Raw genomic sequence first — 26,721 nt, forward strand, 5'->3', positions numbered from 1 at the left:
GTAACTAGTTTTCTACTTTTTGAGGAACATAAATATTACTACCAGGCTTCGCTTTCATTTCGTTCCAAGCAGCAATCGCATCAGCTTTTGCTTTCCCTTTATTATTTGGATCTTCGAAAAAGTCACGAGTAAAGCGATTGTATTCAAATTGTGCACCGATAGTTGTTTTGTATGTAGGGTCTTTTTTTCGTTTGTTTTCTTTATGCCAAAAAGCTACCGCGTCTTCATATGTTTTTCCAACATTGTCTTTAAAAAACTTTTGAAGAGCTACTGTAAAGCGGAAGTTTGCTCCGATTTTTTCTTTGAAAAAAGCACGAACATCTTCGCTACAGCGGTGATTGTTAGTAATAATCGTTTGAAGAGAAAGGTCTTTATAGGATAGGGAAGCTTTACTCACCTTTTGAACAGAGCTGTTTTTTAATATTTTACCAGTAGTTAAATAATGTGAGATACGCTCGGTTATTTCGATCTTAGAGCCACTAGCTGGCAAATCATGTTCACGACAAAATGTTTGGAGTTCTGCTTTTAACCAATAATAGTTTTGGAAATCTTCAAGTGATATAGACTTTGTTAAAGGTGGACGCATGAATGTAACAACTACTTTCTTCCATAATTTTCTTCAATTATAAAACGTACGTTCTTTTTATGGAAGGGTTAATTTGTAAATATAATGGGAAGAGGAGATTACATATGGAAAATGTAATGCAAGTTCGTGTTACGGGAATTTTAATTGAAGGTGAAAAATTATTGCTAGTAAAGCAAAAAGTTGCTAATAGGAATTGGTCTTTACCTGGAGGAAGAGTGGAGAATGGTGAAATGTTAGAAGAGGCGATGATTAGAGAAATGAGAGAAGAAACGGGATTAGAAGTTAAAATTAAGAAGCTACTCTATGTTTGTGATAAACCGGATGCCAGTCCATCTTTATTACATATTACATTTCTACTTGAAAAGCTTACAGGGGAAATTATGTTACCCTCTAATGAATTTGATCATAATCCAATTCATGATGTGCAAATGGTGCCGATTAAAGATTTAAGTCATTATGGTTTTTCGGAAACTTTTATAACTCTTATAAGTGAAGGTTTTTCAAATGCAGGGAGTTACCAAGGATTGAAACAAAATATTGGTTTGTAAGTATAGAGTAAGGATAGCTGTTAGCTATCCTTACTAAAAATGCTTTACACCGCCGACTGTAAAGAAGAAACAAGCTGATTTAAAAATTCATCTCCGCTCATAATTGCTTTCCCGCCACCGCGAGCACTCTTCTTATTTCCGCCACCTTTTCCTTCGATTGTAGGAAGAGCGTCTTTTAAAAGAGCATTCATATCGAGTGATACTGATTTTCCGCAAGCGAGAATACATTGTAGTTTGTCATCATTTTCGATGACGAAATACGTAATTGCATGCTCTTGTTGTTCTGTAATAATAGCGGAAAGCTTTGCGATTTCTTGCATAGAACGATTTGTAAATACTTTAGAAATAAGTATGTCAGCATGAATTTTTATAGGCTGTAGAAGTAGTTCATTTGCCTCTGCAAATAATAATTTTTCATTCATTGTTTGTATTGCTTTTTCGTTTTCTTTTTGAGAAGTAAGCAGTTGCGCCACTTTTGCTGGAATATCATTTTCGCTACTGTTTAATTGTTTAGAAACATCTTTCATAATTTGTTGCTGTTGTCCCATTAATTTAAGTGTACGCCAACCAGCGATAAACGTTAAGCGTATACCACCTTTATTGCGCTCCCATCCTAGTACTTGAATAGGACCAACTTCACCAGTTCGTTTCGGATGCGTTCCACCACAGCCGTTGTAGTCAAAGTTTTCGATAATAACAACCCGTATATTTTCTGTCATAGTCGGTTCTTTACGAAGGGGCAACGTTTTCGCTTCTTCTAAGTCCATCCACTGGATGCGGATTGGATGGTTTTCAAAAACAATTTTGTTTGCAATTTGTATTGCTTTTTCAACCGTTTCTGCATGAAGATTTTCTGTTTCTAAATCAATTGTTACTGTTTCTTTACCAAGATGGAATCCAATTGTAGGCATGTTAAAATGGTCCCAAAAAGCAGCAGATAAAATGTGCTGAGCTGCATGTTGTTGCATATGATCAAAACGGCGCTCCCAATTGATTTTACCTTCTACGTCTTCTGTATGTAATTGTTCTGCAATGTAGTGACGAATTTCTCCGTTTATCTCTTCTACATTGATTACATTGATATCATTTAATGTACCAGTATCATATGGTTGTCCGCCACCTGTCGGATAAAATGCTGTTTCATTCAAAACAACGTATAAGTTACCGTCTTTATCATAATCTTGCTTTATAATTTTAGTAGTAAAGTCTTGCTTATAAGCGTCAGTGTAATATAATTTGTGCTCCAATTTTCTTTCTCCTCTCGCATTAACTAGTTTCATTGTAATGCAATTGAAATTAGTTTCCTAATATTTCAGAAGAAAGAAACTATTTTTAGAATTTTCTTGCTATAATAAGGGAAAGAAAATGCGGGGGTGGAATAAATATGTTATATGAAAACGGCGTAGATAAACTGCTTAGTTTAAGTAGAAATATTTCCGAATTATATCGAGAATTAAACGAAATGACCCGGATTTTAACGGATTGTAATCGAGAAAGTGTGAAGTTTGATCGATTATATGTAAAAGAGTTACTTTGGAAGAAAGAAGATGTAATAGAGAAATATGATCAGCTACTTGTACAACTTTGTATTAACGAATGCTTTGATCTAAAAAGTGTCATTACAGGGGAATATAAGTATACATATGAAGAAGTAGAAAACATAGTTTTACAATTTAATGAAAAGTATAATGTTGCAATCTTAATTAAAGATGTGTGTAAAGAATTACAGTTCACATATGGAATTGATATGGACATAACGAGAACAACTCGGGTATCAACAGCTCAAGTATAGAAAAAGGAAAAGAAAGCAGATCCTTTGCTTTCTTTTTTTTGTGAAAATAGAGAGAGTAGGTTTAACGATGAAGGGGAAGTTACAGCATATTCATCCGCTTGGAATGAGTATTATTTTAGGGACATTGTTTGCTAGGTTTGCAACTTCAATGAGTATCCCTTTTTTAGCGATTTATTTAACGACTGTTAAAGGTGTATCAGCTGGAATGACTGGTGCTATTATTGGAACGAGTGCACTTGTAGGTGTTTTTGCTAGTTTTATCGGAGGGAATTTATCAGATCGATTTGGCCGGAAAACGATTATGCTCTGGTCCATGATCGTTTGGATTTTTGTGTTTATAGGTTTTTCACTTGCGGATCATGTTTTAAGTTTCTTTTTATTAAACGCTTTAAATGGATTATGTAGGTCGTTTTTTGAGCCAACATCAAGAGCATTATTATCAGATTTAACGAAACCAGAGTATCGTTTACTCGTATATAATTTGCGTTATGGTGCAATCAATGTTGGAGTAGCGATTGGCCCACTTGTCGGATTACAAATCGGAAGCGCAAAATCTACAATTCCTTTTTTAGTAGCAGCTGGGGTATATATTTTATATACAGCTATATTAGCGTTCCAATTTAAGAAGTATCCAATAGAAAAAAAGAAAGTGAATAAAGAAAAACCTGTTACAATGCTAAATGCAATGCGTATATTGCGAAAAGATATAGTATTTTTAGTTGCTTTAGTCGGTATTATTTTGAGTAATTGTGGTTTTTCACATTTAACGACCACAGTATCTCAATATTTTGCAAATGCACATATATTTGAGGATGGAGTGAAGCTATTCTCATATATGCTCGCTTTAAATGCAATTGTTGTAGTGATTATCCAATACCCTGTTATTCAAATGTGCAAAAAGTATACACCGTTAACATCAATTATGGTTGGGACTTTATTTGTGAGCGGGGGATTATTTGGCTTTGGAATAGTAGAATCTATGCTAGGTGCTGCCGTTTGTACAATTATTTTTACAATTGGAGAAGTCTTAATGTTTTCGATGACGGATGTATTTATTGATGATATTGCTGTTGCGCATCTAAAAGGAACATACTTCGGTGCGATGGGCTTTTCGGGAATTGGAGCAGTAATAGGTCCGTGGTTTGGAGGAGTACTTCTCGATTACTACGGCTACCAAAATGGGTTTGTAGTATTTTCAGCACTAGCTATATTTTCAACTGTGGCATTTCCTGTGCTTTTAGTTACAAAAGGTTTATCGAAAAAAAGATATGATAGAAATTCTAATATAGGAATGCATGCGAAATAACATAAGCCCCAGTAACCAACTGGGGCTCAGTTTGTATTATATTAACTCTTAATTTGAAAAAAGAACTTTCTTTTCATGCTTATCAGCAACTTCATTTTTGGAAATATGAATGGCTAAAAATCCGTTTTCTAAGCAGGCTAGCATCTTTTTATAAATGATAGTAGTAGGTAAAGGGATTGTTCGTTGCAAGGAAATGTTTTTATGAAGTATGCATATAGCTAGGCCTGTCTCTAACTTTTTAATGAGTACATTTTGTTCCGTGACATTTTGTACATCTGTTTCCAAAATATATTCTTCTTCGGTTTCGCAAAGATCGATGTAAATTTGATTTGGAAAGCTAAAGTTACTATAAGAATCGGAACAAAATTGATCCATCCATTCTTCGAAACCATCAACATGAAAAAGACAATTCTTCTTTTTCTTGCCCATGTAAGACACCCTCCGTAAAATATCAATTCATATCATGTTATGCATGAATGAAACAGAGGTGAAGAATAAATGATGAAATACAAACATTTTATGTTGAATGTGCACGGTATGTGAATGTTTTTTATTACATATCATGATGTGCATGATTTTTTTGGCGTGAATGGTTACGGTTTTTCACTTTATGAGATCCGCTTAATGGTTCTGGTTGTCCTTTTTTTTCTTTAGATTCACGATTGTTTTTACCCATTGTATATGACACCTCCTCTTTCTTTTTAGAATGAGAGAAGTTGACGATTTTATACGAGAATGTTTTTAGAAAAAAAGGTAAAGATAAAGGGGACTAACAATTATAGAAAGGGGATTATATAATGCCATATCATAAAGATAAGCAACAAGCCTTTCAAGCGGCACAGCAAGGAGTTACACAAGCAGAAAATGCATTTAATAATATTGTGAAAAATGACCCTAACTACGGTCATGATTTAAAAGAGTTACGCCAAGAGGTTCAGGAAGCATATGAACAAATTCAAAATGCACTAGAGGTAGCTTCAGAAACACAACGTCCACAACTTGAGCAATATGAAAATAATCTCCAAAATATTATGCAGAATGTAGATCGATTAGAAAAGTAAATAAGGTTGTTGTGTATTCGACAACCTTGTTGCTTTCATGAACGTTATGTTAAAACAGAAGATTTTTTTAATCGTTTTTTCTTTATTATGCGCAGTACATATATTTCAAGTGGAAAAAGTGGAAGCGAAAATGTTGCTCAGAAAAGAGCTAGAACCAACCGGTTATGTAACATGGGAAGTACCTAATAATGAAAAAATTATTGCAATTACATTTGATGATGGACCAGATCCAACGTATACACCACAAGTTTTAAATTTATTACGTCAATATAAGGCTGAAGCGACATTTTTTATGATTGGATTTCGAGTTCAGCGTAATCCATACTTAGTAAAGCAAGTTTTAAAAGATGGGCATGAAATTGGAAATCATACGATGAATCATTTGTATGCAAATAACTCATCAGATGAAAAATTAAAAAATGACATTCTGGATGGAAAGAAATATTTTGAAAAATGGGTGAAAGAGCCTTTACTATTCCGTCCTCCAGGCGGATATATTAACGATGCTGTATTTAAAACAGCTAAAGAAGCCGGTTATCAAACCGTTCTATGGTCGTGGCATCAAGACCCACGTGATTGGGCAAATCCAGGGGTTGAATCCATTGTCAATCATGTAGTGAAAAATGCTAAAAGTGGCGATATTGTATTGTTACATGATGGTGGAAATGATCGTAGTCAAACAGTAGCAGCGCTAGCAAAAATTTTGCCTGAGCTGAAAAAGCAGGGCTATCGATTTGTAACGGTTTCGGAATTACTGCGTTATAAACATTAGAAAAAATCCCAAAAGGAAAATAGACCTTTTGGGATTTTTCGTTACTGGTTCTTTTTGCGTTTCTTATTATTTTGTCGCTCTGCAGGAGTTAAATTCTCATTTGCAAATTCTTCGTTATAACCAGCACCTTGTCCTTGTGCGGATGCAGCATTCATTCCTGAAATAGTATGATTTGCTTTTCGTTTACCCATTTTATTTCACCTCTATAACATTTTTTGTATGTTGCATGATGAGCAGTTCATAGTATGTATGAACTGTAAGTAAACTGCTGATAGAGCACTTTACTTTATGATAATAGTATTCATAAGGAGCATGAAAGCTATTCAAATTTAGAAACATAAAGAAAACTTATGATAATCTATAAGTTTCTTATTATTTACTTATTTAGAAAGTTGTAATAAGATATTATCGTAAGGTATTGAAAAGTTTGTCTACATTTTATATTCAGACAACTTAGTCACGTTTAACAGGGGGGAAACATAATGGTCAAACATAATCCATTTCAATCACGTGCAACTTTTGAAGTAGATGGAAAAACGTATCATTATTATGATTTGAAAGCGCTTGAAAATGCAGGGGTTGGCAACGTATCTCAATTACCATATTCCGTGAAAGTTTTACTTGAATCAGTACTTCGTCAAGTAGACGGACGTGTAATCACAGAAGAGCATGTTACAAATTTAGCGAAATGGGGAACGAAAGATGTGCAAGATATCGATGTTCCATTTAAACCATCTCGTGTAATTTTACAAGATTTCACTGGTGTTCCAGCTGTTGTTGATTTGGCTTCGCTTCGTAAAGCAATGGCAGACATGGGTGGGGATCCTGACAAAATTAATCCTGAAATTACTGTAGACCTTGTAATTGATCACTCTGTACAGGTTGATAGAGCGGGTACGGCAGACGCGCTTGCATTCAACATGGACTTAGAGTTTAAACGTAATGAAGAACGTTATAAATTTTTAAGCTGGGCACAAAAATCATTTGATAACTACCGTGCAGTTCCACCAGCTACAGGCATTGTACACCAAGTAAACCTTGAATATTTAGCACCAGTTGTTCATGCTGTGAAAAATGCTGAAGGTGACTTAGTTGCATACCCAGATTCATTAGTTGGAACAGACTCACATACAACAATGATTAACGGTATCGGCGTTCTTGGATGGGGCGTTGGTGGTATTGAAGCAGAAGCAGGAATGCTTGGACAGCCTTCATATTTCCCAGTACCTGAAGTAATCGGTGTGAAATTAACTGGCACACTTCCAAGTGGTACTACAGCAACAGACGTTGCATTAAAAGTAACACAAGTATTACGTCAAAAAGGTGTAGTTGGTAAATTTGTTGAGTTCTTCGGTAATGGACTAAAGAGCATGCCTTTAGCTGACCGTGCAACAATTTCAAATATGGCACCAGAATACGGCGCAACTTGTGGATTCTTCCCAATCGATGATATTTCATTAGAATACTTACGTTTAACAGGTAGAGATGAAGAGCAAATTCGTATTGTTGAAGAATACTGTAAAGCGAACGGTTTATTCTATACAGCAGACAGTAAAGATCCAATCTACACTGATCTTGTTGAAATTGATTTAAATACAATCGAATCTAACCTTTCTGGACCGAAACGCCCACAAGATTTAATTCCACTTTCAGATATGAAAGATGCGTTCCACAAAGCTGTTTTAGCACCAGTTGGAACACAAGGACTTGGATTTAATGAGCAAGAGTTCGATAAAGAAGTGAAGGTTACATTAGAAGATAAAGAAGTAACGATGAAAACAGGTGCAATTGCAATCGCTGCAATTACAAGCTGTACAAATACATCAAACCCATATGTATTAATCGGGGCAGGTCTAGTTGCGAAGAAAGCAATTGAAAAAGGACTTGTAGTACCTGAGTACGTAAAAACATCATTAGCACCAGGATCTAAAGTTGTTACAGAGTACTTAGATAAGTCTGGTTTAACAACATATTTAGATCAATTAGGTTTCCAAACAGTTGGTTACGGCTGTACGACTTGTATCGGTAACTCTGGTCCATTAGCGCCAGAATTAGAAGAAGCAATCGCAGCAAACGACTTATTAGTAACATCTGTTTTATCTGGTAACCGTAACTTTGAAGGTCGTATTCATCCTCTTGTAAAAGCAAACTACTTAGCATCACCACCACTTGTTGTGGCATATGCACTTGCAGGTACTGTTGATATTGACCTGAAAAATGATGAAATCGGTAAGGATGCAAATGGCAATGCTGTTTACTTCAACGATATTTGGCCATCAGCTAAAGAAATTGAAGATGTAGTTCAAAGCGTTGTTACATCTGAACTATTCAAGAAAGAATATGCACAAGTATTTAATAGCAATGAGCGTTGGAATGAAATCCAAACTTCAAACGAAGCTTTATATACTTGGGATAATGATTCAACATACATTCAAAACCCACCATTCTTTGAAGGGTTATCTAAAGAGCCAGGTGAAGTTGAAACGTTATCAGGTTTACGCATAGTTGGTAAATTTGGTGATTCTGTAACGACAGACCACATTTCACCAGCAGGTTCAATTGGTAAGCACACACCAGCTGGACGCTACTTATTAGAAAACGGCGTACAACCAGTTGACTTTAACTCTTACGGTTCTCGTCGTGGTAACCATGAAGTTATGATGCGTGGTACATTTGCAAACATCCGTATTAAAAACCAAATCGCACCAGGAACAGAGGGCGGATATACAACATATTGGCCAACTGGTGAAGTAACATCTATCTATGATGCTGCTATGAAATATAAAGAAGATGGAACTGGTCTTCTAGTTGTTGCTGGTAAAGATTACGGTATGGGAAGTTCACGTGACTGGGCTGCGAAAGGTACTAACTTATTAGGTATTAAAGCAGTAATCGCAGAAAGCTTCGAACGTATTCACCGCAGTAACTTAGTGTTAATGGGCGTATTACCACTTCAATTTAAAGATGGCGAAAGCGCTGAAACATTAGGTCTTGTTGGTAACGAGTCATTTGAAATTCAAATCGACAAAACAGTTAGACCACGCGATCTTGTAAAAGTAGTTGCAACTGATTTAGATGGCAACGAAAAACAATTTGAAGTAGTAGCTCGTTTCGATAGTGAAGTTGAAATTGACTACTACCGTCACGGTGGTATTCTGCAAATGGTTCTTCGTGAGAAAATCGAAGAGTCTAAAGTGTCAAACTAAATAATTGAAATGAACGATAAGGAAGCTGGCAATTGTTAGCTTCCTTATTTTATGGAAAGGGATGAAACCATATGGTTTCATCCCTTTCTTTTTATTATAAAAAATGGGGGGAACGTCATGAAAGAATATAAAAGAATACTGTTACCGGTACAGAAAGAAAAATTATTAGTAATAGCAGCTGTATGCAGTGGACTCTTTGCGGCTATTTTAAACTTATCCCGTCCACTATTCATGGGATTAATTGTAGATAATCTTATTCAACGAGAGCTAAAGGGAGTGTATCTTTACATTACTTTGTTTGCAGCAAGTCGCTTGTTGATGTGGATAAATAATCTTTCAGTTGATTATGTAAGCTCCAAAGCAAGTCAGCGAATATTACGAGAGAAGCGTATAGATGTATTACGTCATTTTTTCTTATTACCGTTTGAAGAGAGTGAGAAAATTAAACAAGGAGAGTTAGAGACGTTAGTTGTGTCTGATATTCCAAACTGGGTCAGATTATATGGTTCTATATTAATAGAATATATACACGCCGTTGCGCAATTTGTAGGTGCGTTCATAGCACTACAACATATAGATATACAGTTCATATTGTGGGTAACTCCGTTTTTATTTTTAAGTGCAACGGTTCCTTCCAATGCTTTTGGGGAAGAAGGTAAGAAATATTGCCAGTATTGCTCAAAAAAATCAATCAACTGTTGTAGAGATGGTGTCACAGTTTGTAAAAGGAGTACAAGATTTACGTAGTTTGCAAAAAGAAAAATGGGCCATTCGCTTATTTAAGGGAGTAACGGCACAATCTTATAAATCGGAAGTAAAGAAGACGATGATGCAACATTGCATTGGAGTAGTTGGAACAGTGATTGAAACAGGAGCATATATCGTTGTTCTCATTATAGGCGCGCAAAAAATAGCGAAGGGGGAAATGGAAGTTGGTTCACTCGTTGCAGTGTTAGCGACAATTGAGATGCTCTTTTTCCCTGTTCGTTATGTGGGCGATTTATTAGTAATGACACAAGTTGCAGTCGCTTCGGCAAATAGAGTTTTTTGCTTTCTAAATAAACGAGCAGCAGATAGCAATGTAGAAAGAGCGATGGGGATCAGGATGGAAAATGTTTCATTTCAGGAGAATACTGAAGAGAAATGCAGAATTCATAATATTGCTTTGCAAATTCGTCCTGGTGAACTCGTTATTATTGTGGGAGAAAGCGGTGCAGGAAAAACAACTCTTTTAAAGTTAATAACGGGCTTGTATAAACCATCTAACGGTAGCATTGCTTATTATGGTAATGAAGCTCGTATGACTACAGTGTGGCAAGAACCTCGTTTCTTTCGGACGACAGTAAAAGAGAATATGTATTTCGGAGAAGAGTATTTAGAAAAACAGTTAGAAAAAAATATTGAACTCGTTAATGTGAAGCCGATAATTAGGGGGATATCTGAAGGGGTTCAAACTGTATTACATAAAAGTGGTGAAGAGTTTTCGGGAGGAGAAAGGAAACGTCTTGCATTATTACGTGCCATTGTTTCAAATCCAAATCTTATTATTTTAGATGAACCGACTGCGGGGTTAGATCCGGACAATCAAGAATTGATTTGGAATATGATAGAAGGACTAGGAAGAGAGGTCACGAGAATTGTGGCGACACATGATGTAGAGAAAGTAATACTAGCAGATCGCGTTGTCATCATGAAAGAAGGAAGTATTGTAGCATGTGGAAGTCCTGAAAAATTAATAAATAGTCATTCGTTTTTTAAGAGATGTGAATAAAGATAAGAGCAATGCTCTTATCTTTATTCAGCGTCATTTATTTGATACTCGATAGATTCTGAATGATTCAAATCGAAGTTAAAAGTAGCAGTCATAAGGAAAGTTGCAATTCCAAGGATTAAGAAAAGGACGAATGAGACTAGAGAGATGTAAAGACAAATACGCCCTATGTTCTTTTTTTCAAGATCGTTACTAAAGAGTGAAATGATCCATGTAATAATACCGATTGGGTATAAAAGAAAACTAAGAATATATAATGTTATTTTTTCGAATGAATTCATAAAAAATCCCCCTTTTGTTGAAGTTTATATAAGTACGAAAGTAAAAAGGTGAATGGGCCCATAAGAAGATAAACAACACTTCATCTGTTTTTCTAATTATATGATAAAAAGGAAAAAATTACACTTTAAATAAGAATATTCTAATTATTTCGACTCTGAATATTTCCAAGCTTGTCCGTATAAGCTAAAATAAGGTATATAGTATTTTGATGAATGTGTTAAAAGAAGATAATACGTTAGGGTGATATAAAATGTGGCGGAAGCTTACGATTATTGTAGTGTTACTTTGTTTAGCGGGATACGCAGCTTATGAACAGTTTGGTAATAAAGAGCAGGCGGTAAAAGTGAAGCAAGAAAAAAGTGAAGCTGCGATGAAAGAGATTATCGCAAGGAATGGTATTGAAATAGGGAAGAGTGCGCCAGACTTCGAATTAACGAAGTTAGATGGAACGAATGTAAAGCTATCAGATTTAAAAGGAAAGAAAGTGATTTTAAACTTTTGGGCAACGTGGTGTGGACCTTGCCAACAAGAAATGCCGGATATGGAGGCTTTCTATAAAGAACATAAAGAAAACGTAGAAATTTTAGCAATCAACTATACGCCTTCAGAAAAAGGTGGGGGGGAAGAAAAGGTAAGCAATTTTGCTAAAGAAAAAGGAATTACTTTTCCTATTTTATTGGACAAGAACATTGATGTGACAACAGCGTATAAAGTAATTACGATTCCAACTTCGTATTTTATAGATACAAAAGGTGTCATTCAAGATAAGTTTATTGGGCCGATGACGCAAAAAGAGATGGAGAAAAGGGTTGCTAAATTAAAATAATGGTGAAAAGGTAGAGGTGGAGAGTTCCCATTTCTGCCTTTTCTTTTTCAAGTAGTAATAACTTCATGATATGATGTAAGAAATATAATCGTTTAGAGATAAAGGAGTGTATGGAGTGGGGAATGTATCCTTACCGTTAGATTATGTTGTAATTGATTTTGAAACAACAGGATTTAACCCTTATAATGATAAAATTATTCAAGTTGCAGCGGTGAAATATCGTAATCATGAACTGGTAGATCAATTTGTTTCATACGTGAATCCAGAGCGGCCAATTCCGGACCGAATAACGAGTTTAACCGGTATTACCAATTATCGTGTTTCAGATGCACCGACGATTGAAGAGGTATTACCTTTATTTTTAGCATTTTTACATACAAATGTTATTGTGGCCCATAATGCTTCTTTTGATATGCGCTTTTTGAAAAGTAATGTAAATATGCTAGGGCTACCTGAACCTAAAAATAAAGTAATTGATACTGTATTTTTAGCGAAGAAATACATGAAGCATGCGCCTAATCATAAACTTGAAACGTTAAAGCGAATGCTTGGAATTCGTTTAAGCTCTCATAATGCATTTGACGATTGCATTACGTGTGCTGCTGTTTATCAAAAGTGTGCAGCTATTGAAGAAGAAGGACAGAGAAAAGTAAATAAGGTCTCACTTGATGAAATCGTAGTATACGAAGCGGTGAAAGAAATGCTTGCACGTAATAAACGTAATGTAGAATGGCTACGTTGTATGAATGTAGGAAGTTATTTAGATATAAAAGCTTTTTATCCAGTTATGAGAGTAAAGGTAAAAGGGCGAAAGAAATATATATTAACAGAGATATTAGAAGATGATGTGAAAGAAATATGTACAAGCTTAAAATGTGAACCAGCGTTAAAAAGTGAAGTTGGTAATACGAGAATTATGCTTAATAGCTTAGAGGATGTTATGAAATTAGAAAGTTATATTTTAGAACAGTATGATTTTGTGTTACAGGCGCTTCATGATTATAAAGAAAATGAAATGAATGCAGATGAAAAGTTGAAAGAGTATTTAAATATTATGGTATAAAAAACTCCGTGTACAATATATTGTACACGGAGTTTTTTTAGGAGTACTAAAACATAAAATTTTCTTACAAATCTGATTAAAGAGTTTTTCGTTTGCTCATACTATGTAATAAGAAAGTGAAGGAGAGAGGGTGAACAACATGAGAAGAAGTCGCCGTAAATCGTTTGAAGAACTTGTAAATGAAAATAAACAACAATTATTAAGCGATCGTGATGCAATTGATCGCATTGAAGAGCGCATCGAAAAACGTTATGAAATGAAACTTTTTAAGCAAGCTGAATAATTCTTAACGCTAGTACGATACTAGTGTTAAGGAGGCGATAGTAATGGGTAATCCGAAAAAAAATTCAAAAGACTTTGCACCAAATCATATTGGAACACAATCGAAAAAAGCTGGTGGAAATAAAGGAAAGCAAATGCAAGATCAAACAGGTAAACAACCGATTGTTGATAACGGTTAAAAAGGAGAATGTTATCATTCTTCTTTTTTGTGAGGAAATGAAAGATGAGTTTTTAGCAGTAATATGAAAAAAAGGGCTGACTTTTGTCAGCCCTTTTTCGTAATCGTGAAATTTTCAACGAGTAAACGCCAATTTTGCGGGAATGGTAAACCGATTTTCCAGTAACTAATACCACCTATACCTTGTTCTTTCATTAAATTGAATTTACTTTGAACAGACCGTGAATCTTCAAACCAAACTTCGTGTTGCACGCCGTTTTCATCAAAATAATTAAAATGAGGAGCTTGGGCTGTGAAATCATAACGAATAGGAACATTATATTTACGAGCTAGTGCAACAGCTGCGACAGAGCTAATTGCTTTTGCGGGTGGATTTCCTTGTTTAAATGGAAGCTTCCAATCAAACCCGTATAAATTTTGCCCCATCATAATTTTTTGTGGAGGCATTTGAGATTTTGCATATTGAAGTACTTCTTTCACTGGACCGATAGGAGAAATCGCCATCGGTGGACCGCCTTGCCATCCCCAGTCATATGTCATAATGACGACGAAATCAACAATTTGCCCTTGCGCTTTATAATCGTGAGCTTCGAAAAATTTTCCCTTTTGATTTGAACTTGTTTTCGGTACGAGAGTTGTGCTCAATGTGTACCCGCTAGGTAAGCGTGTTTTTACATTTCGTAAAAAGCGATTATACGCCTCGCGGTCTTCAGGTGCTACACTCTCGAAATCGAAATGAATGTCTCGCATGCCATATTTTTGAGCTGTTTGCAAAATGTTAGTAATAAATTTGTTTTGAATCGTTGCGTCGCGTAAAATAACTGATGTTAGATCGGCACTGAAATTACCATTTTCAATATTTGTAATAACGAGCATAGGGATTGTTTTACCTTGCGTTGCAATATTAGCAATTTTAGCTGTTTCAGTAGGTTCTTTTAATGTGCCATCTCTTTTTGCCTCAAAACTAAAATAGGCTAAGTATGTTAAAAATGGATTGATGGCGCGTGTCGCATTAACTAAACTCTCTTTAATCGGTATAGTTGAAGGTTGTAAATAAGCGATGGATTCTACAGCTCGTTTTGTGCCTTTTGGTACATATAATTGTTGTCCGACATGGAGAATAGATTTTAAAGATAAATTATTAACTTTAGCTAAACTAGCGAGGGGGACATTATATGTTTGAGAAATTCGATATAGGCTGTCACCAGGCTGTACATAATAATTATTTCCTTTCGTATTAACGATAAGTGCCTGACCAACAACGAGCGTTTCAGCTGGATTTAGTCCATTGTCTTTTACTATTTCGTCAGGTGTTGATCCATATTTTGATGCCAAGCTATATACGCTATCACCACTACGAACAGTTACAATTTGAATCATATGCTGGCTCCTTTCAGTAAAAGATTCACTGTTTTTATTTTATTTTTGATGTTACTGTATTATGATTAAATGTATGCAAGGTAGCAGAAGTGAAAGAAGGCGAATACATATGTTTGTAGCAGAACATGAAGTTGAAATCCGTTATGCGGAAACAGATCAAATGGGTGTTGTTTACCATTCAAACTACTTAGTGTGGCTTGAGTTAGGTCGCACGAAACTTATACAAGATTTAGGTTTTTCATATGTTGAAATGGAGAAAGAAGGAATTATTTCTCCTGTGTTAGATTTACAAATTTCATATCGTAAAGCGATGCGTTATGGAGAAAAGGCAATCGTAAAAACATGGGTAGATACTGTGAGCCCGCTTCGCGTTGTATATGGATATGAAATATATAATGGTGATGGTGATCTTTGTATTACTGCAAGTACGACGAATATTTGTGCGAAAAAAGAAGGATTCCGCCCTGTATCATTTAAAAAGTTATATCCTGAGTGGTATGCGAAATATGAGGAAATTAAGAAAAAATAAAAAAGCGTGGCAGAAGCCGCGCTTTTTTATTTTTCATAATTAAATTGTGGGAAGTCGTCACCTTCATTAAGTGTAACAGATAAATTATGTCCATCGAAGAACCATTCATCATCGCCTTCAATAAAGAAGTTAATACCTTCTTCTTGAATTTGAACAGCAGGGTGTGCAGGATCATCTTTACGAATACCTAAAGAAAGTCCTTTTTGCACAGTACTGCAACCACCGTATTGTACGAAAAAGCGTAGTGTTTCATTTGATTGTAAGTTTAATTCAGTTTTATACCATTGTGCTGCTTCTTTTGTTACGGAAAGATTCATGTATAGTTCCTCCAAGTTATGTTGCTTTTTCTTTAGTATAAAAAATAACGCAAAAAGACGCTATTAATATGCTTCACGTTTTCTTTTTGCGTTATGTGGGTTACGATCTTATTTTTGCTTTTTTGAAAAGTTTGCTTTTGGTTCAGTTTTATTTATAATTCGTCCGATATTTGCACGGTGTTTATAAATAACCATACCTGCTAATAAACACATCGCAATAATGAAGATTTTATCCCCGCTAACAATGGATGCAATAACAGCAACAACTGCTGTTACCATAGAAGAAAGTGATACGTATCTTGTTGTAAATAAAAGGGTGAAAAATACAACAGCCAATATTGCAAAAACAACTGGTGAATAGCATAATAGCACCCCAGCAGAAGTTGCAACTGCTTTACCACCACGGAATTTCGCGAAGATCGGGTAGACATGTCCAAGAACAGCCGCTAATCCGAACCATAGTGGGTGAATATCTAATCCGAAAATCATTGGTAGACTTGTTGCTAATGTCCCTTTTAAAATGTCAGCAATTGTAACGGTAAAACCTGCTTTTTTCCCTAATGTACGGAATGTGTTTGTTCCGCCTAGATTACCGCTCCCGTGCTCACGAATATCGATTCCGTAGCCAATTTTTCCAACAACTAGTGCAAATGGAATCGAGCCAAGTAAGTAGGCAACGATAAATAAAAGATATGTAGTAACCATAAGTTCAGTCTCCTTTATTCAAATGTGTTGATAAAGGGTAAAAAGAGTTTTTCCCGTATATTGTACCATACATTTGTAAAGAGCACATTTCTTTTTTGTAAATGAAAAATTCATTATTTCGTGAAAAAAATTTCACAGTAATGTTACATTTCTCGCAGAAACAGCAAGACTATATGTAGTAACATTTTAATCAAAAGACAACAACATATTGGTGGAGGGTTATAAATGTTACAAAATAATACACGTGGAGAAGAATTAATGAAAGTGTTCGAGACGATAGTCCACGGCAATGAACAAGATTTAATGCAAGAAAATGCAAATGTAGACGGCCGCTCTCCAATGGGTGTAATGGGAACGTTCGCATCTGAGAGTGCAAAATATTATGCTGTTGAGAATTTATTGTCAGATCAAGTGAAAAAAGCGATAAATGAAAATATATTATATCCACATGATTTAGATTTTTATGCGACAGGAACGACGACTTGTTCGCAAATTCCGTTAGCGCAAATGCTTGCTAACGGTTTTCATACTGGACATGGACATATGAGACAACCACAAGACATTAAAAGTGCATTGGCTCTTTCGTCTATTATTTTTCAAGCGAATCAAAATATGCAGCATGGCGGTCAATCGTTTGCACTCTTTGATATTGATTTAGCACCTTATGTACGAAAAACAATTGAGAGACATAAAAAACGATTACAATCATATCCGCTTACGAAAGAACAAATAGAAGAATTTGCATGGAAAGAAACGGAAAATGATACGTATCAAGCGTGTGAGGCTTTCGTTCATAATTCGAATAGTATGCATAGTAGGGGCGGAGGACAAGTACCGTTTATTTCTATTAATTACGGAACAGATACGTCAAAAGAAGGAAGAATGTTAATTAAACAACTATTAAAAGCGACACAAGCTGGACTTGGTAAAGGAGAGACACCAATTTTTCCGATTCAAATTTTCAAGATGAAAAAAGGTGTGAATTTTGAAGAAAGTGATCCGAATTACGATTTATTTGAATTAGCATTAGAGACAACTGCAGAGCGATTATTCCCTAACTTTTCATTTTTAGATGCTCCGTTTAATGCAGTGCATTATGATGGAAGACCAGAAAGTGAAGTATGTTACATGGGATGTCGTACCCGTGTTATGTCTAATATACATGGAGAAGAAACAGCGATTGGTAGAGGGAATTTATCATTTACGTCTATCAATTTAGTGAAATTAGCGTTAATTAGTGGTTCAAAAGAAGCATTTTTTGAAGCGCTAAAGTACTATTTAGATTTAGGAATTAAGCAGTTATTAGAAAGATTTGCGTATCAATGTACGAAGCGAGCAAGAGATTTTCAGTTTTTATATTCACAAGGTGTATGGCGTGGTGGAGAAGCATTGCAGCCTGAAGACTCCGTAGCTTCGATTTTAAAACAAGGGACGTTAAGTGTTGGTTTTATCGGTCTTGCGGAATGTTTAGTAGCTTTAACAGGAAAGCATCATGGGGAAGATGAAGAATCATGGAAACTTGGGTATGAAATTATTTCCTTTATGAGAGATAGAATGGATAAAGCGACAGAAGAACATCAACTGAATTTCTCGATAATTGCAACTCCAGCAGAAGGATTATCAGGAAAGTTTGTGAAAAAAGATAGAGAAGAATTTGGCGTAATTAGCGGTATAACGAACCATAATTACTATACGAATTCATTCCATATTCCAGTTTATTATAACATTCAAGCGATAAATAAAATCCGTTTAGAAGGCCCGTTTCATGCTCTCTGTAATGGAGGACACATTACGTATATTGAACTAGACGGAGCAGCGATGCATAACAAAAAGGCATTAAAACAAATTGTACAAGCCATGGCAGAACATGGCGTTGGATACGGTTCAATTAATCATCCTGTTGACCGTTGTAAGTGCTGTAGTTATCACGGGGTTATTGGAAATGAATGTCCAAGTTGCGGGAATGAAGATGAGGCTAATATAGAAAGAATTCGCCGTATAACAGGCTATCTTGTAGGAGATATGTCGAAGTGGAATAGCGCGAAACGTAGTGAAGAGATAGATCGGGTGAAACATAAATGAAAGTGATGAATATTATTCATGATAGTGTAGTAGATGGAGAAGGATTGCGGACAGTCGTGTTTTTTGCGGGCTGTCCGCATCGTTGTGTCGATTGCCATAATCCAAAATCGTGGAATATTTGCAACGGAACGGAAATGACAGTAGAAGAAATTGTGAAAGAGATTGCAAGTAATCCATTAACTGATGTAACATTTTCAGGTGGAGATCCATTTTTTCAAGCTGCTGAAGTGAAAAAGGTAGCAAAAATCGTGAAAGATTTGAAAAAAAACCTATGGATGTATACAGGTTATACGTTAGAAGAGATACAGAGTTCTCAAAATAATGATATGATAGAGTTGTTACATTATGGGGATGTTTTAGTCGATGGAAGGTTTGAAATTGAGAAAAAAGATTTAACACTTCCATTTCGCGGAAGCTCCAATCAACGTATTATTCGATTGAAAGAGTAAAAAGGCGGGATAGATTATATGAATAAAACAGTATTGCTTGTTGAAGATGAAAGAAGATTACGTGAAATTGTTAGTGATTATTTTCGTAATGAAGGCTTTGAAGTAATCGAAGCAGAAGATGGAAAAAAAGCGTTAGAGTTATTTGCAGAGCATGAAATTGATTTAATTATGTTAGATATTATGTTACCGGAAATAGATGGATGGTCTGTTTGTAGACGAATTAGAAAAGAATCAGCAGTACCAATTATTATGTTGACAGCGCGTTCTGATGAGGATGATACATTGCTAGGTTTCGAATTAGGTGCAGACGAGTATGTAACGAAACCATTTAGCCCGAAAGTGTTAGTAGCTCGTGCAAAGACGTTATTGAAACGTGCGGATGGTGCGGTAGGTGTAGCGGAAGAAAATGCTATGTCTTTAGCTGGAATTGAAGTGAATCGTCTATCTAGAACTGTTTTAGTAGATGGAGAAGAAATTATATTGACACATAAAGAATTTGAACTTCTCGTTTATTTAATGGAGAACAAAGGAATCGTTTTATCACGTCAACATTTATTAGACCAGTTATGGGGATATGACTATTACGGTGATGACCGAACAGTTGATACTCATATTAAAAAACTTCGAAATAAGTTGGGAGATAAAGCGAAGCATATCGGTACTGTTATTCGAGTTGGTTATAAATTTGAAGAATAATCTAGAACGATTTGTGTAATTTAGCCTAGGGAAATGGCAATTTTATACTCTCTTTTGAAGGTAGAATGTACAAAAAATACTTTTCTTGTCTACAATGTTAGATAGGAGTATTTTTTTAATTGGATTTCACGATGAGTTCACAAGAAGGACACAAAACGTGACTATACTGAAAATACGAATTCACCAGAGAGGGGAAATAAAACATGGGATATTACGACGGACCAAATTTAAATGAAGAGCATAGTGAAACGAGAGAAGTGAGAAAATCAGGTAGTAAAAAAGGCTATTTCTTCACAGGTTTAGTGGGAGCTGTAGTCGGAGCGGTTTCGATTAGTTTTGCAGCACCATATATGCCATGGGCTCAAAATAATGGAGCACCAGTATCATCATTTAGTTCGGATTCAAAAGTAGAAGGTACTGTAGTTCCTGTTGTAAATAAAGCGAAAAATGAAACTGATTTACCTGGTATGATTGAAGGAGCGAAAGACGTTGTTGTAGGTGTTATTAATATGCAGCAAAGTGTTGATCCATTTGCAATGCAACCGACAGGTCAAGAACAACAAGCTGGTTCAGGATCAGGTGTTATTTATAAAAAAGCAGGAAATAAAGCATATATTGTAACAAACAACCACGTAGTAGATGGTGCAAATAAACTTGCTGTAAAACTAAGTGATGGTAAAAAGGTAGATGCAAAGTTAGTAGGGAAAGATCCTTGGTTAGATTTAGCTGTTGTTGAAATTGACGGCTCTAATGTGAATAAAGTTGCAACTTTAGGTGACTCAAGTAAAATCCGTGCGGGTGAAAAAGCAATTGCAATCGGTAACCCACTAGGATTTGATGGAAGTGTAACGGAAGGCATTATTAGTAGTAAAGAACGTGAAATTCCAGTTGATATTGATGGCGATAAACGACCAGATTGGCAAGCACAAGTTATTCAAACAGATGCAGCGATTAACCCTGGTAATAGTGGTGGTGCATTATTTAACCAAAATGGTGAAATAATTGGGATTAATTCAAGTAAAATTGCACAGCAAGAAGTTGAAGGAATTGGATTTGCTATTCCAATTAATATCGCAAAGCCAGTTATTGAATCACTTGAAAAAGACGGAGTAGTAAAACGTCCAGCTCTTGGAGTAGGTGTCGTTTCGTTAGAAGATGTGCAAGCTTATGCAGTCAATCAATTGAAAGTACCGAAAGAAGTAACGAATGGTGTTGTATTAGGTAAAATTTACCCAATATCACCGGCAGAAAAAGCTGGTTTAGAGCAATATGATATTGTAGTAGCATTAGATGATCAAAAAGTAGAAAACTCACTTCAATTCCGTAAATATTTATATGAAAAGAAAAAAGTAGGCGAGAAAGTAGAAGTTACATTCTACCGTAACGGTCAAAAAATGACGAAATCGGCTACTTTAGCAGATAATTCAGCTACAAAGAATCAATAATCGAAATAAAAGAAAGTCTCTTTCATATTGAAAGAGACTTTCTTTATCGGCTATACTAAAGGAATAGGAGGGATTAATTATGACAATTGAAAACCCAACTCGTACGGAAATTGGTGAAGTGTTAAAGAGAAGCAAAACAATTGCGGTTGTTGGATTATCAGATAAGCCAGAACGTACATCGTATATGGTTTCAAAAGCAATGCAAGATGCTGGATACCGTATTATTCCAGTTAATCCAACAGTAGATGAGGTGCTTGGAGAAAAGGCAGTTTCTTCACTAAAGGATATTAAGGAACACGTTGACATAGTAAATGTATTTCGTCGCTCAGAGTTTTTAATGGATGTTGCAAAAGAATTTGTAGAGATTGATGCAGATGTTTTTTGGGCACAATTAGGAGTACAAGATGAAGATACATATAAACTTTTAAAAGAAAAAGACTATACTGTAATAATGGATCGTTGTATTAAAGTAGAACATGCGATGACAAAATAGTATAGATTTAAAAGTAGAAAGATTGATTCAGCTCTCATTATAGATAAGTAGGGCCGATGAACGAGGTGTTCATCATGAGATTTTTTAAAGGCTGTTTTTGGGGATTGTTATTTGTAATCCCATTTTGGATCTTGATCATTTGGATCATAATAAAGGTTTGGAATGTGTAATCTTGGAATACATATCCATTTCTCGTTGACAAACGATTATTTTTCTGAAATAGTAGCCTAGAGGAATCCTTGTGAGAAAACAAGGATTTTTCTATTGAAGATGGTATATAAAAGAGATAAGATAACTTGCCAAAACTATAGTCGAGGCGTTATTCTATAATAGAAACATATGTTCTGATTTTGGATTAGGAAAGGGGCAAGGAGTTTGGCGAAGCATCAGTTCCAATATAATGAAGATGCGATTCAAGTGTTAGAAGGACTTGAAGCCGTTCGAAAACGCCCGGGTATGTATATCGGGAGTACGGATAGCCGTGGATTGCATCATTTAGTATATGAAATAGTAGATAACTCCGTTGACGAAGCGTTAGCGGGATTTGGCGACGAAATTTCAGTCGTAATACATAAAGATAATAGTATTAGCGTTATAGATAAAGGGCGAGGAATGCCTACGGGAATGCATAAACTTGGGAAACCTACACCTGAAGTTATTTTAACTGTACTTCATGCAGGTGGTAAGTTTGGTCAAGGTGGCTATAAAACGAGTGGTGGTTTACACGGTGTTGGGGCATCAGTTGTAAACGCTTTGTCAGAATGGTTAGTAGTAACAATTAAACGTGATGGTAACATTTATGAACAACGCTTTGAAAATGGTGGCGTTCCTGCAACGACGTTAGAGAAAATCGGGAAAACAAAAGAGTCTGGTACGACAATGCACTTCAAACCAGATACAACGATTTTCAGCACGACAAATTACAATTATGAAACATTATGTGAGAGATTGCGTGAATCTGCATTCTTATTAAAAGGAATGAAAATCTCGATAAAAGACGAACGTAATGATTTAGAAGATATATTTCATTATGAAACAGGAATCGAAGCTTTCGTTTCATATTTAAACGAAGAAAAAGATTCAATTCACCCGGTTGTATATTTCACTGGTGAACAAAACGGGATTGAAGCAGAACTAGCATTCCAGTTTAATGATGGTTACTCAGAAAATATTCTTTCGTTTGTAAATAACGTACGTACAAAAGATGGTGGAACACACGAAGCTGGATTTAAAACAGCAATGACGCGTGTGTTCAATGAGTATGCTCGTAAAGTTTCATTATTAAAAGAAAAAGATAAAAATTTAGAAGGTACAGATATTCGTGAAGGTGTAGCGGCTATCGTTTCTGTACGTGTACCAGAAGAAGTACTTCAGTTTGAAGGACAAACGAAAGGGAAACTTGGTACAAGTGAAGCTCGTTCTTCTATTGATGCCATTGTATCAGAGCATTTAGCTTACTTTTTAGAGGAAAACCCGGATGTAGCTACACTTCTTGTGAGAAAGGCAGTTAAAGCAGCGCAAGCACGTGAGGCTGCTCGTAAAGCGAGAGAAGAAGCACGTAGTGGTAAGAAGAAGAAAAAATCAGAAGGTACGTTAAGCGGGAAGTTAACACCTGCACAATCACGTAATCCTCAGAAAAACGAATTGTATTTAGTAGAGGGTGACTCTGCTGGTGGTTCAGCGAAACAAGGACGAGACCGTCGTTTCCAGGCCGTATTACCATTACGTGGTAAAGTAATTAATACAGAGAAAGCAAAGCTTGCTGATATCTTTAAAAATGAAGAGATTAATACAATCATTTATGCGATTGGCGGCGGTGTAGGAAATGAATTTGATGTTGAAGATATTAACTACGATAAAGTTGTAATTATGACCGATGCCGATACGGATGGAGCTCATATTCAAGTATTGTTATTAACGTTCTTCTACCGATATATGAAGCCACTTATCGAAGCGGGTAAAGTGTTTATCGCACTCCCTCCTTTATACAAAGTAAGTAAAGGAAAAGGTAAGAGTGAAGTAATTGAATACGCTTGGTCAGATGAGGAATTAGACGGTGTAACGAAAAAAGTTGGAAAAGGCTATATGTTACAACGTTATAAAGGGCTTGGTGAAATGAATGCGGATCAATTATGGGAAACAACAATGAATCCTGAAACGCGTACATTAATTCGCGTGAAAATTGATGATGCAGCAAGAGCAGAGCGTCGCGTTACAACATTAATGGGCGATAAAGTAGAACCGCGCCGTAAATGGATTGAACGTAATGTACAGTTTGGTATGCAAGAAGAAGGAAATATTTTAGAAAATGAAATGATTATGGAGACGGAGGTGGAATAACATGCAAGCAGAGAAGTTTCATGACCTCCCGCTTGAAGACGTGTTAGGTGATCGCTTTGCACGTTATAGTAAATATATTATTCAAGATCGTGCACTTCCAGATGCACGTGATGGCTTAAAGCCAGTACAAAGACGTATTTTATATTCTATGTATGTAGAAGGTAATGTACATGATAAAGCGTTTCGTAAATCAGCTAAAACAGTAGGTAATGTTATCGGTAATTATCATCCACATGGAGATTCCTCCGTATATGAAGCAATGGTACGCTTAAGCCAAACTTGGAAAGTACGTAATGTTTTAGTTGAAATGCATGGTAATAACGGTAGTGTTGATGGGGACCCAGCGGCAGCAATGCGTTATACGGAAGCTCGTTTATCACCAATCGCATCTGAATTATTACGTGATCTTGATAAAGAAACAGTTGAATTCGTGTCAAACTTTGATGATACGAGTGAAGAACCAGTTGTATTACCAGCAGCGTTCCCGAATTTATTAGTGAACGGATCTACAGGGATTTCCGCTGGTTATGCAACAGAAATTCCTCCGCATCATCTTGGAGAAGTTATTGATGCTACAATGATGCGTATTGATAAGCCAAATAGTACTGTTGATGATTTATTAACAGTTATGAAAGGACCAGATTTCCCAACAGGCGGTATTATTCAAGGGATTGATGGTATTAAAAAGGCGTATGAAACAGGTAAAGGTAAAATTATTATTCGCGGAAAAGCAGAAGTTGAAACAGTGCGCGGTGGGAAACAACAAATTGTAATCACTGAAATTCCTTACGAAGTGAATAAGGCAAACCTTGTAAAGAAAATGGATGAATTACGTCTAGATAAAAAGTTAGATGGTATTGCTGAAGTGCGTGATGAGACAGATCGTACTGGTTTACGAATTGTTGTTGAATTAAAGAAAGAAGCAAACGCCGAAGGTATTTTAAATTATTTATATAAAAATACAGATTTACAAATTCCATATAACTTTAATATGGTAGCGATTAATAATCGTCGTCCAACACTTATGACATTACCAAAAATTTTGGATGCTTATATTGGACATCAAAAAGAGGTTATTACGAGACGTTCGCAATATGAATTAAGAAAAGCAGAAAATCGTCAACATATTGTAGAAGGTTTAAAGAAAGCATTATCGATTTTAGATCAAGTAATCGAGACAATTCGAGCTTCAAAAGATAAACGTAATGCGAAAGATAATTTAAGTGCAAAATTTGGCTTTACAGAAGCACAGGCGGAAGCAATTGTTTCCTTGCAATTATATCGCTTAACGAATACAGACATTACGGCGTTACAAGAAGAAGCAGATGAGCTTAATAAGAAAATTCTAGAGCTACAGTCAATTTTACAAAGTGAAAAAAGATTACTTCAAGTCATTAAAACTGATTTGAAGAGAGTTAAGAAAACATATAGTGATGATCGCCGTGCTATTATTGAAGAACAAATTGAAGAAATTAAAATAGACGTAGAAGTGATGATTCCACAAGAAGATGTCATCGTTACTGTAACGAAAGAAGGATATGTGAAACGTACTGGATGGCGCTCACATAATGCATCAAACGGCAAAGACTTCGGTATGAAAGAGGGTGACATCTTACTTGAACGATTCGATACGAATACGACTGAAACAGTTCTTTTATTCACAAGTAAAGGGAACTATATATATCTTCCAGTATACGAAATGCCAGATATTCGTTGGAAAGATTTAGGTCAGCACGTTGCAAATATCGTTTCACTCGACCGAGATGAAACGATCATTTGGGCAACGGTTGTACCGAACTTTGAGGAAGAAAAACGATTTATCGTATTTGTAACACGAAATGGTATGATAAAGAAAACAGAATTAAATCAATATAAAGTTCAGCGTTATTCAAGGGCATTCGTTGCTGTAAACTTGAAAAAAGATGATGAAGTTGTCGATATATTTGCGACAGATGGAACGAGTGATATCGTTCTTGCTACACATGGTGCATATGCACTTATTTTCCATGAAGATGAAGTAAGTCCAGTCGGTGTAAGAGCTGCTGGTGTGAAAGCAATTAATTTAAAAGAAGATGACTATGTCGCTTCTGGTAAACCGTTAAATGGTGATAAAGATCAACTTATTCTCGTAACGCAGCGTGGTGCTGTAAAACGTCTAAAAGCATCAGAAATTGAAAAATCAACGAGGGCGAAGCGAGGTCTTGTTATTTTCAAAGAGTTAAAACGTAATCCGTACCGCATTGTCGGTATTGAAATTGTTCGGGACGATGAATTAGTTTACATGAAGACAGAGAAAAACATTGTAGAAGAGATTGATCCGAAAGCGTATCGAAATAAAGACCGGTATAGTAATGGTAGCCTAGTGCTAGATGTAAATGATACTGGTGAAGTAGTAGAAACGTGGACGAAAAAACGACCGGAGTAAAAAAGCATCTTGCTATGAATAATAGCAAGATGCTTTTTTCTAGGCAATTTATTATGTAAATAATAATAATCTTGTTATAATAACTGAATGAAATCGTTCTCATAAAGTGAAACTTTAATCAATGGGGATTTTCTTCATCCTCACTGATTATTAGTTGAACTAATCGGGCTTTAACAAGCAGTTGATT

The 26,721-nt window shown here is 35.7% G+C and carries 27 protein-coding genes and 1 pseudogene; 19 read left to right on the plus strand and 9 right to left on the minus strand.

The features are described from left to right. Nucleotides 1-4: 4 nt before the first annotated feature. Entirely contained in the window at nt 5-586 is a 582-nt protein-coding gene (locus tag ACQRBL_RS17625) for a DUF6434 domain-containing protein (RefSeq protein WP_411996164.1), read from the minus strand. Nucleotides 587-690: 104 nt separating this feature from the next. Between ACQRBL_RS17625 and ACQRBL_RS17630 the strand changes: the two genes are divergently transcribed. Further along, nucleotides 691-1,134 carry an NUDIX hydrolase gene (locus ACQRBL_RS17630; protein WP_000432583.1) on the plus strand — a complete coding sequence of 148 codons (444 nt, stop codon included), beginning with the start codon at nt 691-693 and terminating at the stop codon, nt 1,132-1,134. A 44-nt stretch (nt 1,135-1,178) separates the two neighbouring features. On the opposite strand, the gene ACQRBL_RS17635 is transcribed toward ACQRBL_RS17630, so the two are convergent. Next, a complete protein-coding gene (locus ACQRBL_RS17635; RefSeq protein WP_153218214.1) occupies nt 1,179-2,381 on the minus strand; it encodes an alanyl-tRNA editing protein in 1,203 nt (400 codons plus the stop codon). Nucleotides 2,382-2,518: 137 nt separating this feature from the next. Between ACQRBL_RS17635 and ACQRBL_RS17640 the strand changes: the two genes are divergently transcribed. Further along, nucleotides 2,519-2,926: a hypothetical protein gene (locus ACQRBL_RS17640; RefSeq protein WP_000965149.1), complete on the plus strand. Its 408-nt coding sequence runs from the start codon at nt 2,519-2,521 to the stop codon at nt 2,924-2,926. A 67-nt stretch (nt 2,927-2,993) separates the two neighbouring features. Then, nucleotides 2,994-4,232, plus strand: coding sequence for an MDR family MFS transporter (locus tag ACQRBL_RS17645; RefSeq protein ID WP_043924692.1), 1,239 nt, complete (start codon nt 2,994-2,996; stop codon nt 4,230-4,232). Between the two features lie 48 nt (nt 4,233-4,280). Here ACQRBL_RS17645 and ACQRBL_RS17650 read toward each other — a convergent pair whose 3' ends face one another. Both ACQRBL_RS17650 and ACQRBL_RS17655 read right to left on the minus strand, forming a co-directional pair. Further along, nucleotides 4,281-4,661, minus strand: a complete 381-nt coding sequence (locus ACQRBL_RS17650; protein ID WP_023522729.1) for an Hsp20/alpha crystallin family protein — start codon at nt 4,659-4,661, stop codon at nt 4,281-4,283. A 124-nt stretch (nt 4,662-4,785) separates the two neighbouring features. Continuing rightward, nucleotides 4,786-4,908, minus strand: coding sequence for a small acid-soluble spore protein P (locus ACQRBL_RS17655; protein WP_000517651.1), 123 nt, complete (start codon nt 4,906-4,908; stop codon nt 4,786-4,788). 121 nt (nt 4,909-5,029) lie between these two features. On the opposite strand from ACQRBL_RS17655, the gene ACQRBL_RS17660 reads away from it, so the two are divergent. Both ACQRBL_RS17660 and pdaB read left to right on the plus strand, forming a co-directional pair. Next, nucleotides 5,030-5,293: a hypothetical protein gene (locus tag ACQRBL_RS17660; protein ID WP_023522728.1), complete on the plus strand. Its 264-nt coding sequence runs from the start codon at nt 5,030-5,032 to the stop codon at nt 5,291-5,293. 46 nt (nt 5,294-5,339) lie between these two features. Then, on the plus strand, nt 5,340-6,065 hold the full coding sequence (pdaB, locus tag ACQRBL_RS17665) for a polysaccharide deacetylase family sporulation protein PdaB (RefSeq protein ID WP_109737209.1): 726 nt from the start codon (nt 5,340-5,342) through the stop codon (nt 6,063-6,065). A 41-nt stretch (nt 6,066-6,106) separates the two neighbouring features. On the opposite strand, the gene sspO is transcribed toward pdaB, so the two are convergent. Further along, nucleotides 6,107-6,256 carry an acid-soluble spore protein SspO gene (sspO, locus tag ACQRBL_RS17670; protein WP_000518052.1) on the minus strand — a complete coding sequence of 50 codons (150 nt, stop codon included), beginning with the start codon at nt 6,254-6,256 and terminating at the stop codon, nt 6,107-6,109. A gap of 291 nt (nt 6,257-6,547) precedes the next feature. Between sspO and acnA the strand changes: the two genes are divergently transcribed. Next, nucleotides 6,548-9,271 carry an aconitate hydratase AcnA gene (gene acnA, locus ACQRBL_RS17675; RefSeq protein ID WP_023522726.1) on the plus strand — a complete coding sequence of 908 codons (2,724 nt, stop codon included), beginning with the start codon at nt 6,548-6,550 and terminating at the stop codon, nt 9,269-9,271. A gap of 117 nt (nt 9,272-9,388) precedes the next feature. Beyond that, nucleotides 9,389-11,042, plus strand: a pseudogene (locus ACQRBL_RS17680) (ABC transporter ATP-binding protein). A gap of 23 nt (nt 11,043-11,065) precedes the next feature. On the opposite strand, the gene ACQRBL_RS17685 reads toward ACQRBL_RS17680, so the two are convergent. Next, nucleotides 11,066-11,323 carry a hypothetical protein gene (locus ACQRBL_RS17685; protein ID WP_023522724.1) on the minus strand — a complete coding sequence of 86 codons (258 nt, stop codon included), beginning with the start codon at nt 11,321-11,323 and terminating at the stop codon, nt 11,066-11,068. 251 nt (nt 11,324-11,574) lie between these two features. On the opposite strand from ACQRBL_RS17685, the gene ACQRBL_RS17690 reads away from it, so the two are divergent. The 4 genes from ACQRBL_RS17690 (at nt 11,575) to sspN (ending at nt 13,674) form a co-directional block, all read left to right on the plus strand. Beyond that, complete coding sequence (locus ACQRBL_RS17690; RefSeq protein WP_000269083.1) at nt 11,575-12,150, plus strand: redoxin domain-containing protein; 576 nt, start codon at nt 11,575-11,577, stop codon at nt 12,148-12,150. A gap of 115 nt (nt 12,151-12,265) precedes the next feature. Then, nucleotides 12,266-13,213: a 3'-5' exonuclease gene (locus ACQRBL_RS17695; RefSeq protein WP_023522723.1), complete on the plus strand. Its 948-nt coding sequence runs from the start codon at nt 12,266-12,268 to the stop codon at nt 13,211-13,213. A gap of 139 nt (nt 13,214-13,352) precedes the next feature. Continuing rightward, a complete protein-coding gene (locus tag ACQRBL_RS17700; RefSeq protein ID WP_001254699.1) occupies nt 13,353-13,496 on the plus strand; it encodes an FbpB family small basic protein in 144 nt (47 codons plus the stop codon). 43 nt (nt 13,497-13,539) lie between these two features. Then, complete coding sequence (gene sspN, locus ACQRBL_RS17705; RefSeq protein WP_000527987.1) at nt 13,540-13,674, plus strand: acid-soluble spore protein SspN; 135 nt, start codon at nt 13,540-13,542, stop codon at nt 13,672-13,674. An 86-nt stretch (nt 13,675-13,760) separates the two neighbouring features. Here sspN and ACQRBL_RS17710 read toward each other — a convergent pair whose 3' ends face one another. Beyond that, nucleotides 13,761-15,053 carry a glycosyl hydrolase family 18 protein gene (locus ACQRBL_RS17710; RefSeq protein WP_000614858.1) on the minus strand — a complete coding sequence of 431 codons (1,293 nt, stop codon included), beginning with the start codon at nt 15,051-15,053 and terminating at the stop codon, nt 13,761-13,763. 109 nt (nt 15,054-15,162) lie between these two features. Between ACQRBL_RS17710 and ACQRBL_RS17715 the strand changes: the two genes are divergently transcribed. After that, the gene (locus ACQRBL_RS17715) at nt 15,163-15,582 is read left to right on the plus strand and encodes an acyl-CoA thioesterase (RefSeq protein ID WP_000495808.1); all 420 of its coding nucleotides are present in this window, start codon (nt 15,163-15,165) and stop codon (nt 15,580-15,582) included. A 26-nt stretch (nt 15,583-15,608) separates the two neighbouring features. Here the strand turns inward: ACQRBL_RS17715 and ACQRBL_RS17720 are convergent, their stop codons facing one another. Continuing rightward, nucleotides 15,609-15,899: a HesB/YadR/YfhF family protein gene (locus ACQRBL_RS17720; protein WP_001054455.1), complete on the minus strand. Its 291-nt coding sequence runs from the start codon at nt 15,897-15,899 to the stop codon at nt 15,609-15,611. A gap of 108 nt (nt 15,900-16,007) precedes the next feature. After that, a complete protein-coding gene (gene plsY, locus ACQRBL_RS17725) occupies nt 16,008-16,604 on the minus strand; it encodes a glycerol-3-phosphate 1-O-acyltransferase PlsY (protein WP_000258974.1) in 597 nt (198 codons plus the stop codon). Nucleotides 16,605-16,829: 225 nt separating this feature from the next. Between plsY and ACQRBL_RS17730 the strand changes: the two genes are divergently transcribed. The 7 genes from ACQRBL_RS17730 to parC all read left to right on the plus strand — a co-directional run bounded on the left by ACQRBL_RS17730 (nt 16,830) and on the right by parC (nt 26,534). Continuing rightward, the gene (locus tag ACQRBL_RS17730) at nt 16,830-18,686 is read left to right on the plus strand and encodes an anaerobic ribonucleoside triphosphate reductase (RefSeq protein WP_411996163.1); all 1,857 of its coding nucleotides are present in this window, start codon (nt 16,830-16,832) and stop codon (nt 18,684-18,686) included. Next, a complete protein-coding gene (gene nrdG, locus ACQRBL_RS17735) occupies nt 18,683-19,135 on the plus strand; it encodes an anaerobic ribonucleoside-triphosphate reductase activating protein (protein WP_000867072.1) in 453 nt (150 codons plus the stop codon). The genes ACQRBL_RS17730 and nrdG overlap by 4 nt, the downstream gene beginning before the upstream one ends. An 18-nt stretch (nt 19,136-19,153) precedes the next feature. Next, entirely contained in the window at nt 19,154-19,831 is a 678-nt protein-coding gene (locus ACQRBL_RS17740) for a response regulator transcription factor (RefSeq protein ID WP_001044679.1), read from the plus strand. A 203-nt stretch (nt 19,832-20,034) separates the two neighbouring features. Beyond that, nucleotides 20,035-21,276 (plus strand): S1C family serine protease, encoded by a 1,242-nt coding sequence (locus ACQRBL_RS17745; RefSeq protein WP_000542643.1) that lies wholly within the window; start codon nt 20,035-20,037, stop codon nt 21,274-21,276. 79 nt (nt 21,277-21,355) lie between these two features. Further along, nucleotides 21,356-21,769 carry a CoA-binding protein gene (locus tag ACQRBL_RS17750; protein ID WP_000151397.1) on the plus strand — a complete coding sequence of 138 codons (414 nt, stop codon included), beginning with the start codon at nt 21,356-21,358 and terminating at the stop codon, nt 21,767-21,769. A gap of 375 nt (nt 21,770-22,144) precedes the next feature. Beyond that, on the plus strand, nt 22,145-24,109 hold the full coding sequence (parE, locus tag ACQRBL_RS17755) for a DNA topoisomerase IV subunit B (protein ID WP_001062197.1): 1,965 nt from the start codon (nt 22,145-22,147) through the stop codon (nt 24,107-24,109). Nucleotide 24,110: 1 nt separating this feature from the next. Next, nucleotides 24,111-26,534 carry a DNA topoisomerase IV subunit A gene (gene parC, locus ACQRBL_RS17760; protein ID WP_001147467.1) on the plus strand — a complete coding sequence of 808 codons (2,424 nt, stop codon included), beginning with the start codon at nt 24,111-24,113 and terminating at the stop codon, nt 26,532-26,534. Nucleotides 26,535-26,721: the final 187 nt, after the last annotated feature.

Origin of the sequence: Bacillus sp. AF62, assembly GCF_050312695.1 — a bacterium.
Lineage (GTDB): Bacteria > Bacillota > Bacilli > Bacillales > Bacillaceae_G > Bacillus_A > Bacillus_A cereus.